We start from the raw sequence: 13624 nt of genomic DNA, 5'->3' as shown, positions 1-13624 counted from the left end.
CCAAACATTAAAGGAGCTTACTCATGACAATAATAAATAAATTAAACCTTAGTAAGTACACAAGTATGGCTGTTATCAATCAGCCGAATGACTATGATGTATTCAATGATTTCGAGACGGCGCTTTCTAAAGAACATGATGCGATTTTTATCTTTGTAGAAACAGTTAACGAAATGGTTCGGCACACACAACGGATCATCAATGATCAATGCATACTTGAAAAAGGATACATATTTTTTGCCTATCCGAAAAAAGGCAACAAAAGATATTCAACTTTTGTTCACAGAGACGAAATTTTTCCTGCGATGAAAGTGGGTGAAGATGGATATATAGAAAACAGTGATTTAAAATTTTCACGTATGGTAAGCATGGATGATGTCTTCACGGTTGTTGGATTAAAACATGAGAAAAAGAAAAACAAAAAATCAACCGTTGCAAGCCAGTGTGTTGCAGATTATGAAGAGAACGTAAAAGATGTAGAAAACAGATTAGCTGATTACCCAACGGTGCTAAGTTTTTTCAAAAATCTTACACCAGGTTATCAAAAAGATTGGGCCCGCTATATTTACTCTGCAAAGCAACAAAAAACAAGAGACAAGCGACAAGAGCAAATGATTGATGTCTTATCGCAAGGCTATAAGTCGATGGATTTATTTCGTCAAAAGAAGAAGTAGGAAAATAGACTAGAGGAGAAGCCATGAAGATTTTGAATTTCAAGTTATTGTGGGGAGTACCAATTCCAACTTACTTGTGGAAGCAGATCTTCAATGAGGAGCACTTTTATGAATCAGGAATTTCTTTATATTATATTAATCATTGGTCTTGGGTACCTTTTAAAACGTTTTAATATCTTACAAGAAAGAGATGGGGAAGTCATCTCGAAAATTATTTTTAAAATTACCCTTCCTGCTTTAGTGATTGTTACATTTCATTCAGTAGAAATTGATACGACTTTAATTTATTTGCCTTTTATTGTATTCATTTTTGGATTGATAACAGTGATCCTTTGCTTATGGGTATTTAAAAAAGAGGAAAGGGAACTAAAAGGCTCTTTCCTGATGCTCTCGGGATTTAATGTTGGGTTATTTGCCTTTCCATTAGTATATGCCATATGGGGGATGGAGGGGTTAACTCATTTTAGTATGTTTGATGTTGGAACATCGTTTATTGTCTTTGGACTTGCTTATATTTTTGGTAGTTATTTTTCGAAAGAAGGGCTTCATCTTAAGCCGTTAGATATATTAAAAAAACTTGGCAAGTCTATTCCGTTAATGACCTACATCATAGCGAGTACGTTAAATTTTAACAATATTCAATTACCTGATACATTCATTCATGTTGCAAGCACAATATCTGCAGCCAATATTCCCTTATCGTTATTACTGTTAGGACTTTATTTGAATTTTAAAGTTGAAAAGCAGTTTATCAAACCGATTTTGAAATATTTAACTTTCCGTTATAGTTTAGGCCTGCTTGTTGGCGTAGCAATGTACTTCTACCTGCCATACGATCAGATGTTTCGATATACAATCATGGTTGGTTTGTTACTACCAGTTGCAGCGTCTGCGTTAGTTTTTGCTGTAGAATTTAAATATAGCACGACCCGTCTAGTTGCTACTATATCCAATATAACAATTGTAATAAGTATGGTCATCTTGTATGTTTTTGCTAATTTTATTATTTAGAAATGCTGGTTAAGGGGAGGGAGGATAATTAGGGTAGAATTATTCTTGAGAAGAAAATGGCTGGGCTAGCAGGATTCGAACCTACGCATGACGGAGTCAAAGTCCGTTGCCTTACCACTTGGCTATAGCCCAGCGAAGCGATGTTCTTATCATATGTTTTCTCGAGATTATTATGCAATGAAATGTAATTTTTTTATAAGCCATAGGTTCTTGATACCCGATGCATAAGTGAAATCTTTATGAAAAAACTAAAGATGAATAACTTTAAGGGGGGATCAATATGGCAACTGGAAAAAGCTTTAATCATAAGAAGAAAGGACATCCCGGTGCATTTCCAAAAGGAAGTGAAATGAAGAAATCAAAAAATAACATAGAAGAAGATGAGTACTTAGTAACAAAAGAGGCTTTTAGAAATCGTGTGACCGAGGAGTAATAAGTTAGTGTCTATCCCCTTGAATGAAAAGGGATAGACACTTTAGAGTTTACGTATTAGTGATAACTATTTCGGCCATTAGCACTGCTACTTGTTTTGTGCTTAGGTCTGTTGCCTTTTTTCTGCTTTGTACCGCCATTTTTATTTTTACTCATAATGTTGTACCTCCATGGCTTGTTTGGCTTAAATGCATGTTGCCTTTATATTTTTAACAAATCGCTGGCAGTCATGAGCTACAATAGTTAGAAGGGAAGGGAATAGGTGGTTATTTATTAAGGGGGAATACATAATGAAGCAAAAACACCAACTACAAGTAATTGATTTTAGTCAAACCGAACATCAAACATGTTTTGTAAAGTTTACTGGATATGATTATGTACTTGGAAATAGTTTTGAAGGAGAGGTTAAATTTGTTGGTGGTAGACCATATGGAGATATTATTCATGCTGAAAGGTCATCTTTATCTCCTGAATGTCTGCAATTTGTTAGAGAGGTGTTGTTAGAAAAGTATAATGCGGGAGAGTTTATTTGAGGGGGATAGGTGACCTATAATTTATCCTATTCACAAACGTAGTAGATACTTAGAATGTTTTGATGCTTTTGGAAAAAACTGTGTTGAAAAATGATAGATTTTAAGATCAACCTTACATATTTATAGACTTAATGTATAATAGTTTATGAGAAAGCGCTTTATCTTATCTATGCAATAAGGAAAAATGAAGCTTAAACAATCAGTACGATATCAATAGTGTTATATTGGATTCAATTAAAAAAACGTTTATAAAAATAGAGATACTGATATGGAAAGGTAAAATAAGTATGCAACCAACGATCTATGATGTTGCGAAGAAGGCAGGAGTATCTATTGCAACCGTATCAAAAGTTATAAATAACAATGGACGTATTGGAAAAGACACGAGAAAAAAAGTTATAAAAATAATGGAAGAATTAAATTACCAACCTAGTGTTGTCGCATCAGCTTTGACAGGAAAGAGGACGGAAACAATAGGAGTGCTGATTCCAGACTTAACCAACCCTTTTTTCTCGGAAATTACGGCTAGTATGGAAGAACGCGCCCATGAACTCGGCTTCAGTGTTGTCATCTGCAGTACGAATGATAGTGAAGAGAAAGAAGCGAAATATATCTCTTTGCTCCTGAGAAAAAAGGTGGATGGTTGCATTCTTGCCTCTCGCTTTAAACAAGTCGGCCTAATCGAAAATATGGTGAAGCAAGGAATTCCAGTTGCGTTAACTGGTCAGGATATACCATCTTTAAATTTAAATACTGTTTCAGTTGATGATTACAAAGGGGGATATAAGGCAACTGCTTATCTCGGCTCACTTGGCCATAAGAACATTGCAATGATTGCTGAGAAAAATGCCCGAAGTAGTGAAGAGAGAATTAAAGGCTATGTTGATGCAATGAATGAAATGGGGTTACCTGTTGACGAAGCACTTATCCGTGAGGTGAAACCAACTGTGGCTGGAGCCAAGCAGGCAGCTGAAGAATTATTATCGTTACATGTTCCACCAACAGCCATTTTTGCTGGTAATGAAATTTTGGCAATTGGAGTGTCTCAGGCCGCAAGAGCATTTCAATTAGATATTCCAAATGATTTCTCAGTCATTGGATTTGATAACACGTTACTAGCGACGATTTGTGATCCGCCATTAACAACCATTGCTCAACCAATAGAGCAAATGGGAAGACAAATTGTCGATATATTGATTAGTGAAATTAATAACAAGCTAGATTACAAGCAGCGCATTATGCTTCCACCAGAGTTAGTGATTCGTCAATCAACAAAGGAATTATCCGTAGAGAATGGATTGGTTAATGATTAAATGAACGCAGTGAACCTAAAGAGAAAAGGGATGCCTATAAAGGTCTGTTTCTCGACCTTTATAGGCACCCTCGAATCAATTGAAATTATATGAAAGATAAAGATAGGCTTCTGATCCCGGTGGGAGTCTAGTTACCTTGTTGCTACAATTGACTTTCGTTTATACAACCATGAGCCAATCACAAAGGTAACAACACCCCATAACACCATTATCCCAACACCACTCCATAGTGCACTTGAAAAGACACTAGTTGAATAAACCATACTTTCTCTTAAACCTTCAACAAAATAGGTGAGCGGAAGAAGATTTGAAATTGGCTGCAACCAAGAAGGCATGGTTTCAATTGGGAAGAATACCCCGCTTAAAAACATCATGAGAAAACTAGTAATATTGGCAACTCCCATATAGGCCTCTGTCGTTTTGCTGAAGGAGGAAAAAAAGTACCCTAATGCATTAAACGAAAGTGCCCCTAATAAGAAGACGACAAGGAGACTTGGAAAATTGATGTAAAGATTAGCTCCAAAAATTAGTACACCTATAAGGGATAATAACATAATTTGAATGATGCTAAATAGCAATCTCATGACCATATCGCTTAACCCAAAAAGGTTCATATTCGCAGGAGTCATTCGTAATCGCTTAATTAAGCCTTTTCGACGCATTTCTACTAAATCTACCATACCAAACATCCCACCTTGAGCAATAGCTAGGGCAATCATCCCTGTGAGAAGAAAGTCAGTATAGCTTAATTCTGTATCACCAGATGTGATCGATTCAAATTGTAATTCATATGTAGGAGTTGCCCCTACAGCAAAGAGGTTGGCTTGTTGTACAAACTGATTAAGAATTCCTGATAGGGCTTGTGTCGTTACCCCTTGTTCGTCTTCTTTGTTGACAATAAGCAGGATTGAAGTGTCATCTTCAGATGTAGGTAAAATAATAGCTGCGTTCACTTCCTGGTCTTGGACCATCTCTTCGGCGGTCTCTCTGCTAACAAGTTCGTTTGTTTCTTCAAGTACAGGAATGGCATTAATTTGCTCAAGAAGCATATTAGATGTTGCATTTGGATTTTCGTTTACAATCGCAACCTTTGCAGAAAAGTCACTGTCTGAACTGCTGCTAAAAATTGACATAAAGATGACCATCAAGATAACAGGAAAGAAAATTCCCCAAAACCAAGCTTGTTTTTCTCGAAACGTCAGCTTTAATTGGGCTAAAAACATTTGCTTAAACTGTTTCAACTTAATCCCTCCATTCCTTACCAGTGAAGGCGATAAACACATCTTCCAAGCTCATTTCACGAATAGAGACTTGTTCTACCTGATAGTTCTTTTCCTTTGTGAAGCCAAATAAGTCATACAGTGTATCTTCAGGATTCGTCGTCCATAGCTTTAATGACGTATTTTCTCGCTCCGTTCTCGATACGGATTCAAGCACCTTTGAAAATAGGTTTGCTTGTTCCGCAGCTTCTGATCCGTCAAGGAATGATAAGCGTACTTCGCGCTCTTTTGTTAATTTTTCAATAAGGGCAGAGGGGGTATCTACAGTAATGACTTTTCCTTGATCTACAATACAAACTCGATCACTTAATTTCTCAGCTTCTTCCATATAGTGGGTTGTAAGGATAGTCGTTTTTCCTAACTCTTTCAGTTGTAAGATAATATCCCAGATGTTACGTCTAGCCTGTGGATCAAGTCCTGTTGTTGGTTCATCAAGGAAAATGATGTCAGGATCACTAATCATCGCAAGTCCAATTGCAAGGCGTTGCCGCTGCCCGCCGGATAATTTTTTAACATGATTATTGCGGTGATCCGTGAGATTAATGAGCTCTAGAATTTCTTCAGTGGGGCGGGCCTTATCATAAAACGTGGCAAAGAGGTTTAAGTTTTCTTCAGGAGTTAATAAATCAAACATTGCACTGGACTGAGGTTGTACACCAATCTTTTGTTTGATCGTTTTTGCGTGCTGATCCCAATTCAATTCTCCAAAATAGATCTCACCCTGATCTGGTGTAACCAACCCTTCAATCATTTCAAGTGTGGTTGTCTTCCCTGCGCCATTTGGACCGATAATGGTAAACACCTCACCAGCTCCAACAGAAAAATTAATGTTCTGTACAGCATGAATGGCTCCAAAGGACTTCTTTAAATTTTTCACTTCTAATATGGGCATTTTCTCTCCTCGCTTTCATCACAATCTAACCATTTTATAATACGACAAATCATTCAAAATAGTTTCATAATGGAGCCCAACACTTTTATATGTATGACTAGAAAAAGAAAATTATTGTTTATATTTTGCTCAACTATCTAAGATGGGAGAACGTCAATTTACAACTGTAACTAAATATTACGAGGAAAATGCTTATGGCTTAGAAGTGTGTAACTTGTTCAAACCTCAAAAAATCATTATAAAGTGGAAAAAAATGCAAGAAGGCAGTGTTTATTTATGTCATAATGAAGGAGCATTATAATAATAGCTGAAAATTTGTAATTTAATGTGATGAATATGATGAAGGGAGATGTTGACGATCGATTATGTGATTTTTGCTCTATTTGTAGTAGTAGGTGGTTGTTTATTAATTGGTATGTCAAAAAAAGAGAAACGATGGTTTGGAGGAATAGGAGGGCTAATGGCGAGCATTTTTATCGTTGTAAGTCAAATCATTAAATTACAATCTGGTTTATTTGAAGAGCGCACGGTAGAATCTTCGGAGCCGGTGGGACAATGGGTAGTTCCTTTTTTCATCGTTTTAGGACTTTATTTGCTTGCGATGATTAATTATCGTTGGATAAAATTTGCGTTAACGAAGCAATCTTGGCAAAAATGGGTGTTCATTTGCTTGGATATTCTATTTAGTTTCATATATCTGCTATTTGGGTCGTTCGCACTCTTTATTGTCGTATTCAGTTATTTTCCATTTGCACCGTAATATGAGATGGAGGATTTCATAGTAGAAAAAGAAGTTACTGATATATTCTGATAAATTGGAAAAAATAAATTATATTGATCTAATAATTTTTATTGACAATCATTTTTTACTTATGCTATCATTCTCTCATTGCTAATTAAACAAATAATAAAAATCTAATAGACTCTTATCCAGAGTGGCGGAGGGACTGGCCCGACGATGCCCGGCAACCGTTAGATCGAATACGATCTAAGAAGGTGCTAAATCCTGCAAAGTGTAATGCTTTGAAAGATGAGAGAAAGGATCATGTAAAAAACCTTTCTGCTCATCATGTAGAAAGGTTTTTTACATTATAGGAAGATAAAAAAATAGATCGATGTTGTAATAAATATGAGTATTCTTATAGGAAATGTTATCTATAAGAGGAAGGAGATTTGAATGATTTCATTAACAGGAATTAAAAAAGTATTCCAAACAAAAAATGGCCAGGTTACAGCAGTAGATGGCATTGACCTTACCATCAATGAAGGTGAAATCTATGGTGTTATCGGATATAGTGGTGCGGGGAAAAGTACATTAATTCGCATGCTGAACATGCTTGAGAGACCGAGTGCTGGTAACGTTGTGGTTGCTGGGAAAAATTTATCTACATTAAAACCAACAGAACTTCGCAAAGCAAGGCAAGAAATCGGCATGATTTTCCAGCATTTTAATCTCCTTTGGTCACGTACAGTTCGTGATAACATAGCGTTCCCTCTTGAAATTTCTGGTGTACAGAAGGCTGAACGAATCAAGCGAGTCGATGAATTAATAAAACTTGTTGGCCTAGAAGGACGTGAAGAAAGTTATCCTTCTCAATTAAGTGGGGGACAAAAGCAGCGTGTCGGTATTGCCCGTGCGTTAGCCAATAACCCAAAAGTCCTGCTTTGTGATGAAGCAACGTCTGCATTGGACCCAAAGACAACGGATTCGATCTTAGACCTACTTGTTGATATAAACGAACGCCTTGGCTTAACCATTATCTTAATCACGCATGAAATGCATGTCATTCGAAAAATTTGTCATCAAGTTGCTGTCATGGAAGCTGGGCAGATTGTTGAACAAGGACCTGTTCGTGAGGTGTTCCGAAAGCCCAAAGAAAAAATGACAAAAGAATTCGTTAAACAAATAACAGAGACGGATGAAACAGTAGAAGCTGTTGATCATATGCTTGCTGATTATCCAGACGGACAGATCGTGCAGTTGACGTTTGTCGGAGAAGAAGCAGAACGTCCGTTGATTACCCAGTTAATCAGACACTTTGACGTTGAGGTTAACATCATCCAAGGAAAATTAACGAAAATCCAAGAAGGCTCGTACGGAACATTATTTGTGGCCTTAACGGGTGACAAAGATGAGATCGACAAAGCGATTGCATTTATCCGCGAGAAAGAAGTGGAAGTGGAGGTGATTGTCCGTGCTTGATCAATGGTTTGGTAGGGTAAGATGGGATAGGCTATGGGACGCTACGTTGGAAACTCTTTATATGACGGGAATTTCTGTCGCTGCAACGTTTGTCATTGGCTTAATCTTGGGTCTTATCTTATATTTAACAAGTAAAGGCAACCTTTGGGAAAATAAGTGGATTAACACGACTTTCAGTTTAATTGTGAATGTGTTTCGCTCGATTCCGTTTATTATCTTAATTGTTTTGTTAATCCCATTTACACGTATGTTAGTAGGATCAATGCTTGGTGCGAATGCAGCTTTGCCTGCTTTAATCATTGGAGCTGCTCCGTTTTATGCGCGAATGGTTGAAATGGCTTTAAGAGAAATAGATAAAGGCGTCATTGAAGCTTCTCAAGCAATGGGGGCTACCAAATGGGATATTATTCGAAAAGTGTTAATACCTGAATCGATGCCGGCACTTATATCTGGTATTACTGTCACAGCCATTTCATTAGTGAGCTTTACAGCGATGGCTGGTGTGATTGGAGCAGGCGGACTTGGTCATTTTGCTTACCTTGAAGGTTTTCAACGAAACAATAGTCAAATTACATTAGTTGCAACAGTGGTCATTTTAATCATTGTCTTTATGATTCAATGGGTTGGTGACTACTTTACAAATAAAACAGATAAACGATAACAAGGGGGATTTTTATTATGAAAAAGTTTTTACGATTAATTGGTGTAGCTGCATTATCAGCATCTTTAGTAGCTTGTGGTACTGCAGAAGAAGAAACAACTGAAAATGGAGCTGGAGAAGAAGTAGAACAGGCTGAAACGTCAACATTAGTAGTTGGAGCATCTGCTGTTCCTCATACAGAAGTGCTTGAGTATGTGCAACCACTTTTGGCTGAAGAAGGCATTGATCTTGAAATTGTAACTTTCCAAGATTACATTTTGCCAAACCAAGCATTACGTGATGGAGACATTGATGCTAACTATTTCCAAACACCTGGTTACTTAGCGATGCAATTAGATGAAAATCCAGATTATGATTTTGTAAGCATTGGGGCTATCCATGCTGAGCCTATTGGAGTGTATTCTCAAGAATACAGCAGTTTAGATGAACTTCCAGAAGGTGCAACGATCATCATGAGTGATTCTATTAGTGACCATGGGCGTATTCTGCCAATCTTTGAAGAAGCTGGTTTAATTGAGCTTGATGTTGAAGAAAATGCTTTAGCAACCGTAGAAGATATCGTATCAAATCCAAAAAACCTACAGTTTGATAAGTTTCAAGTAGAAGCAAGAATGCTTGCTCCTTCATTTGAAGCAGGAGAAGGCGATGCTGTTGTGATTAACACGAACTATGCACTTGAAGGTGGATTAGACATCGAGCAATACGGAATTGCGTTTGAAGGAGCAGATGTTCTTCAACCAAACTTAATTGTCGTTCGTTCGGATGACGAGAACCGTGCTGAAATCTTAAAATTAGTTGAGATCCTTCAATCGGAAGACGTTCAACAATTCATTATCGATACGTATGATGGAGCGGTTATTCCATTAACTGGTGAGTAATAGAATAGATTGAAAAAGCTGCTGAGATCTTTTGATCTCAGCAGCTTTTTTTGATGGATAAGAATTAAATGTTAATAAAAACATGATACAGGTCAATGGTAGAAGAACGGAACAGGAAGGTGTGAATGGTGGAAAGCGCTCATAAGGGAGATGAAGACCCGAACAGGAAGATGTGAGAGAAGGAAGGTTATTCATTAAGGGATGAAGACCTGCACGAGACGCATGGAGCATATAAAAGTCTTTATCACCCTTTAAAACAACAGAGAAATGTTACATGCATAAGAAGCACCAGTTTCTAAAATAGAAACTGGTGCTTGAGAAACGTATTGCGACTACGTTGAACTTTTATTTACGCAAGTCTCACTTTAAAATCTTCATAGCCAAACTCACGCACGATTCGGTAATCGCCATCTGTATCTTTCAACGCAATTGCCGGAAGGGGCATGCCGTTAAATGTAGTATTCTTTACCATTGTATAAATGGCCATATCACCAAATACTAATCGATCGCCATTTTGTAATGGCTCATCAAACGAATACTCTCCAATGACATCACCGGCAAGACATGTTTGTCCCCCTAGTCGATAAGTAAATGGCTTTTCACCTTTTTCTCCAGATCCGAAGAGAGGAGGGCGGTAAGGCATTTCAAGGACATCAGGCATATGACAAGTTGCAGACGTATCAAGAATAGCAATCTCCATTCCGTTTTGCATGGTATCAAGAACCGTTGTAACGAGGTAGCCTGCATTAAGTGCAATCGCTTCTCCTGGCTCAAGATACACTTCTAAATCGTATTTCGTTTGCATTCTTTTAATGCATTCTTCTAATAATGAAATGTCATAATCTTCTCTGGTAATGTGATGTCCTCCACCAAAATTGATCCATTCGAGTTGCGATAACCATTGCCCAAACTTATCTTCAACTGCATTGAGCGTTGTTGCTAAGTCGTCAGAGTTTTGCTCACAAAGCGTGTGGAAATGGAATCCTGACACACCCTCTAGCAACTCAGGGCGAAAATTCTCAAGCGTTACACCAAACCGGGAACCCGGTGAGCATGGATCATAGATCGCATGCCCAACTTGTGTGGAGCATTCAGGGTTGATGCGCAAGCCAACCTTTTTACCAGCTAGGAGTACTTTGTCTTTAAATTTTTCTAGCTGTGAGAAGGAGTTAAAGATAATATGATCGCAATAGGAAATGATTTCATCGATTTCATCATCACGATAAGCTGGGGCAAAGACATGATTTTCTTTGCCCAATTCCTCATGACCAAGTCGTGCTTCATATAACCCGCTTGCTGCAGTCCCACTTAAATACTTCCCGATGAGTGGATACATCGTGGACATGGAGAATGCTTTTTGGGCAAGGATGACTTTAGCTCCTGTACGTTCCATCACTCCATTTAAAGTTTTCAAGTTTTTTTCTAAGAGGCTTTCATCTACTACATAACAAGGTGTTGGTAGTTCTTCAAACCGCATCTTAACGTACAGTCTCCGTCTCTTTGATTGGCTCATTATCGACAAGCTCAGGGTTTAAGCTTTCTTGCCATGGTAATCCCCATTTGTTTAATGCTTCCATGAATGGATCTGGATCGAATTCTTCAATGTTGTAGACGCCTGCCTTATTCCATTTTCCAGTCATGATCATCATCGCACCAATCATGGCAGGAACACCTGTTGTGTAGGAAACGGCTTGTGAGCCTACTTCAGTGAAACACTCTTGGTGATCACATACGTTGTAAACATAGTACGTTTTTTCTTTTCCGTCTTTTTTCCCTTTGAAAATACAACCGATGTTCGTTTTACCTTTTGTACGTGGTCCAAGAGTAGACGGATCAGGTAATAGGGCCTTTAAGAATTGAAGTGGAACGATTTCTTTTCCTTCGTATTCGATTGGCTCGATGGAAGTAAGGCCTACATTTTCAAGACATTTTAAATGAGTTAGGTAGCTCTCGCCAAAAGTCATGAAGAAACGAATACGCTTAATACCAGGAATATTTACAGCAAGAGATTCAAGCTCTTCATGATAGAGTAAGTACATATCTTTTTCCCCGATTTCCGGGAAGTTGTAGACACGCTTAATTTCCATTGGGTTCGTTTCTACCCACTCGCCATTCTCCCAGTAACGTCCATTAGCAGATACTTCACGGATGTTGATTTCTGGGTTGAAGTTCGTAGCAAAAGGATATCCGTGGTCGCCTGCATTGCAATCTAGAATATCGATATATTCGATTTCATCAAAGTGATGCTTTAAGGCATGTGCGGAAAAGACACCTGTTACTCCAGGATCGAAGCCACTTCCTAAAAGAGCAGTAATCCCAGCTTTTTCAAAGCGCTCACGGTAATCCCATTGCCATTTGTATTCAAATTTTGCTGTATCTTCTGGCTCATAATTTGCTGTATCTAAATAATGTGTTTTTGTTGCAAGGCAAGCATCCATAATTGTTAAATCTTGATATGGTAAGGCTAAGTTCATAACGATATCTGGTTTGACTTCTTCAATTAATGCGATTAACTCATCAACATTATTTGCATCAACTTGTGCCGTCGTAATTTTTGTTTTCCCGCCGTCAAGTTTTGCTTTTAAGTCATCACATTTTGACTTTGTACGACTAGCGATACAAATCTCTTCAAATACCTCGCTATTTTGAACACATTTGTGGATAGCCACAGCTGCTACCCCACCACAACCAATAATAAGTGCTTTTCCCATTTTCCTATCTCCTAACTAAATAAATTTTCACAAGTGAAAGAGAAGTTCGAGCTATCCCAAAATGAGAATCGATGTAACTTCTCTAAAACGGTTGAACACAAAAAGCAAGTGTCTTACGCATGATCGCGCACAACACTTGCTAAGATATCTTCAGTCATAAATATTAAATAAGCATAAGTGAACTTCACATATGTAGACGTTAACTATCATGCGAAAGCATAATGATAGAAAGCTCATTAATATTTTTAAAATATCTTTATTGGATCAGAGTCTATATAGCAAATAATTACTTTTTAGCACTCTTATTGACCGTTTCACAAGTTGATGTGCAAATGCACTGGTTGTAAAGTAACCAACTTATAAAATTTGAGCTTTTAACTCAATCAATAAGGCAACTAAGTTGCCAGTCGGCTTTGACCAGCTGTCCGTATGGCTTTAACTTACCGTTTGTAAGTGGTCAAAATTATCTGCTTGGAAAGACCTGATTTCAGTAAAATGTAAGCTCTCCAAATAATGCTCCTCTAGCGTAGCAACATCTTATCAAAATTTCAATAGCCACAAGGAAAAAAATTAAAAAAATCAAGTGCTAAATTTATCCATAAGGAATGATATTAATGAGAAACAGGAATGGAAGGGAAGTTTGACTTATCAAATAAAAGTTTGAAGAGACGATGTCCATATCATGGGGAGTAATCTAAGTGGTGGATCTGTAGGGGAGCGGCTTCTAGATGTAGAATGTGCTACATTGGAATCTCTATTTGGAATAAGTTATAGTTGAATAATCAAGCTATTTATCTTTTGATAGGGAGGAAGTATGACAACTTTTTTAATTATATTAGTAGCAATTATTTGTCTAGTGGCTCTGATTGTTACACTATCACTGACAAAAACGGAAGATTCTAATTATAGCAGTAATCGAAGCATGAATAACCAATTAATCATGTACCTTGCTCTTATTCCCATGATAGCTGTTATCTTGGTTCTTAGTTGGGTGTTGTTCGCATAATAGTTATGAATTAATTGAGCATTAAGCCTA

The 13624-nt window shown here is 37.5% G+C and carries 14 protein-coding genes, 1 tRNA gene and 1 riboswitch; of the genes, 10 read left to right on the top strand and 5 right to left on the bottom strand.

The features are described 5' to 3' along the window. The first annotated feature begins 23 nt into the window (after positions 1–23). Positions 24–674, top strand: coding sequence for a YdeI/OmpD-associated family protein (locus LQ50_RS02970; protein ID WP_034625963.1), 651 nt, complete (start codon positions 24–26; stop codon positions 672–674). A 108-nt stretch (positions 675–782) separates the two neighbouring features. Continuing rightward, on the top strand, positions 783–1685 hold the full coding sequence (locus LQ50_RS02965) for an AEC family transporter (RefSeq protein WP_034625961.1): 903 nt from the start codon (positions 783–785) through the stop codon (positions 1683–1685). 57 nt (positions 1686–1742) lie between these two features. Here LQ50_RS02965 and LQ50_RS02960 read toward each other — a convergent pair. Continuing rightward, a tRNA-Gln gene (locus LQ50_RS02960) sits at positions 1743–1817 on the bottom strand. 148 nt (positions 1818–1965) lie between these two features. Between LQ50_RS02960 and LQ50_RS25675 the strand changes: the two genes are divergently transcribed. The 3 genes from LQ50_RS25675 (at position 1966) to LQ50_RS02950 (ending at position 3963) form a co-directional block, all read left to right on the top strand. Beyond that, positions 1966–2118, top strand: a complete 153-nt coding sequence (locus LQ50_RS25675; protein ID WP_202595338.1) for a hypothetical protein — start codon at positions 1966–1968, stop codon at positions 2116–2118. 289 nt (positions 2119–2407) lie between these two features. Continuing rightward, positions 2408–2650 carry a hypothetical protein gene (locus LQ50_RS02955; RefSeq protein WP_034625959.1) on the top strand — a complete coding sequence of 81 codons (243 nt, stop codon included), beginning with the start codon at positions 2408–2410 and terminating at the stop codon, positions 2648–2650. 287 nt (positions 2651–2937) lie between these two features. Further along, positions 2938–3963 carry a LacI family DNA-binding transcriptional regulator gene (locus LQ50_RS02950; RefSeq protein WP_034625956.1) on the top strand — a complete coding sequence of 342 codons (1026 nt, stop codon included), beginning with the start codon at positions 2938–2940 and terminating at the stop codon, positions 3961–3963. Between the two features lie 131 nt (positions 3964–4094). On the opposite strand, the gene LQ50_RS02945 is transcribed toward LQ50_RS02950, so the two are convergent. Beyond that, positions 4095–5204, bottom strand: coding sequence for an ABC transporter permease (locus LQ50_RS02945; RefSeq protein ID WP_237563632.1), 1110 nt, complete (start codon positions 5202–5204; stop codon positions 4095–4097). Between the two features lies 1 nt (position 5205). Beyond that, positions 5206–6135: an ABC transporter ATP-binding protein gene (locus LQ50_RS02940; protein WP_034625955.1), complete on the bottom strand. Its 930-nt coding sequence runs from the start codon at positions 6133–6135 to the stop codon at positions 5206–5208. A gap of 349 nt (positions 6136–6484) precedes the next feature. On the opposite strand from LQ50_RS02940, the gene LQ50_RS02935 reads away from it, so the two are divergent. From LQ50_RS02935 to LQ50_RS02920, 4 genes are all read left to right on the top strand, one after another. Further along, positions 6485–6895, top strand: a complete 411-nt coding sequence (locus LQ50_RS02935; RefSeq protein WP_034625953.1) for a hypothetical protein — start codon at positions 6485–6487, stop codon at positions 6893–6895. A gap of 163 nt (positions 6896–7058) precedes the next feature. Beyond that, positions 7059–7172: riboswitch (SAM riboswitch) on the top strand. A 140-nt stretch (positions 7173–7312) separates the two neighbouring features. After that, positions 7313–8338: a methionine ABC transporter ATP-binding protein gene (locus LQ50_RS02930; protein WP_034625951.1), complete on the top strand. Its 1026-nt coding sequence runs from the start codon at positions 7313–7315 to the stop codon at positions 8336–8338. Further along, positions 8331–8999, top strand: coding sequence for a methionine ABC transporter permease (locus LQ50_RS02925; protein ID WP_034625949.1), 669 nt, complete (start codon positions 8331–8333; stop codon positions 8997–8999). The genes LQ50_RS02930 and LQ50_RS02925 overlap by 8 nt, the downstream gene beginning before the upstream one ends. A 17-nt stretch (positions 9000–9016) precedes the next feature. Beyond that, complete coding sequence (locus LQ50_RS02920; protein ID WP_034625947.1) at positions 9017–9877, top strand: MetQ/NlpA family ABC transporter substrate-binding protein; 861 nt, start codon at positions 9017–9019, stop codon at positions 9875–9877. Between the two features lie 349 nt (positions 9878–10226). Here LQ50_RS02920 and nspC read toward each other — a convergent pair whose 3' ends face one another. Together nspC and LQ50_RS02910 are read right to left on the bottom strand one after the other, a co-directional pair. Further along, positions 10227–11354, bottom strand: a complete 1128-nt coding sequence (gene nspC / locus LQ50_RS02915) for a carboxynorspermidine decarboxylase (RefSeq protein ID WP_034625945.1) — start codon at positions 11352–11354, stop codon at positions 10227–10229. A 1-nt stretch (position 11355) separates the two neighbouring features. Next, positions 11356–12588 carry a saccharopine dehydrogenase family protein gene (locus LQ50_RS02910; protein ID WP_034625944.1) on the bottom strand — a complete coding sequence of 411 codons (1233 nt, stop codon included), beginning with the start codon at positions 12586–12588 and terminating at the stop codon, positions 11356–11358. Positions 12589–13402: 814 nt separating this feature from the next. On the opposite strand from LQ50_RS02910, the gene LQ50_RS02905 reads away from it, so the two are divergent. Then, the gene (locus LQ50_RS02905; RefSeq protein ID WP_034625942.1) at positions 13403–13594 is read left to right on the top strand and encodes a hypothetical protein; all 192 of its coding nucleotides are present in this window, start codon (positions 13403–13405) and stop codon (positions 13592–13594) included. Positions 13595–13624: the final 30 nt, after the last annotated feature.

Source organism: Halalkalibacter okhensis (genome assembly GCF_000787375.1).
Taxonomy (GTDB): Bacteria; Bacillota; Bacilli; order Bacillales; family Bacillaceae_D; genus Halalkalibacter; species Halalkalibacter okhensis.
Note: the sequence above shows the minus strand (reverse complement) of the source record. Positions and strands in the feature narration are given on the sequence as shown.

Bases quoted from the DNA above. Each gene is read 5' to 3' on its own strand.
- LQ50_RS02940 (WP_034625955.1), bottom strand. From the start codon at position 6,135: ATGCCCATATTAGAAGTGAAAAATTTAAAGAAGTCCTTTGGAGCCATT.
- LQ50_RS02950 (WP_034625956.1), top strand. From the start codon at position 2,938: ATGCAACCAACGATCTATGATGTTGCGAAGAAGGCAGGAGTATCTATT.
- LQ50_RS02965 (WP_034625961.1), top strand. From the start codon at position 783: ATGAATCAGGAATTTCTTTATATTATATTAATCATTGGTCTTGGGTAC.
- LQ50_RS02955 (WP_034625959.1), top strand. From the start codon at position 2,408: ATGAAGCAAAAACACCAACTACAAGTAATTGATTTTAGTCAAACCGAA.
- LQ50_RS02920 (WP_034625947.1), top strand. From the start codon at position 9,017: ATGAAAAAGTTTTTACGATTAATTGGTGTAGCTGCATTATCAGCATCT.
- LQ50_RS02910 (WP_034625944.1), bottom strand. From the start codon at position 12,588: ATGGGAAAAGCACTTATTATTGGTTGTGGTGGGGTAGCAGCTGTGGCT.
- LQ50_RS02930 (WP_034625951.1), top strand. From the start codon at position 7,313: ATGATTTCATTAACAGGAATTAAAAAAGTATTCCAAACAAAAAATGGC.
- LQ50_RS02970 (WP_034625963.1), top strand. From the start codon at position 24: ATGACAATAATAAATAAATTAAACCTTAGTAAGTACACAAGTATGGCT.
- LQ50_RS02935 (WP_034625953.1), top strand. From the start codon at position 6,485: ATGTTGACGATCGATTATGTGATTTTTGCTCTATTTGTAGTAGTAGGT.
- nspC (WP_034625945.1), bottom strand. From the start codon at position 11,354: ATGCGGTTTGAAGAACTACCAACACCTTGTTATGTAGTAGATGAAAGC.
- LQ50_RS25675 (WP_202595338.1), top strand. From the start codon at position 1,966: ATGGCAACTGGAAAAAGCTTTAATCATAAGAAGAAAGGACATCCCGGT.
- LQ50_RS02905 (WP_034625942.1), top strand. From the start codon at position 13,403: ATGACAACTTTTTTAATTATATTAGTAGCAATTATTTGTCTAGTGGCT.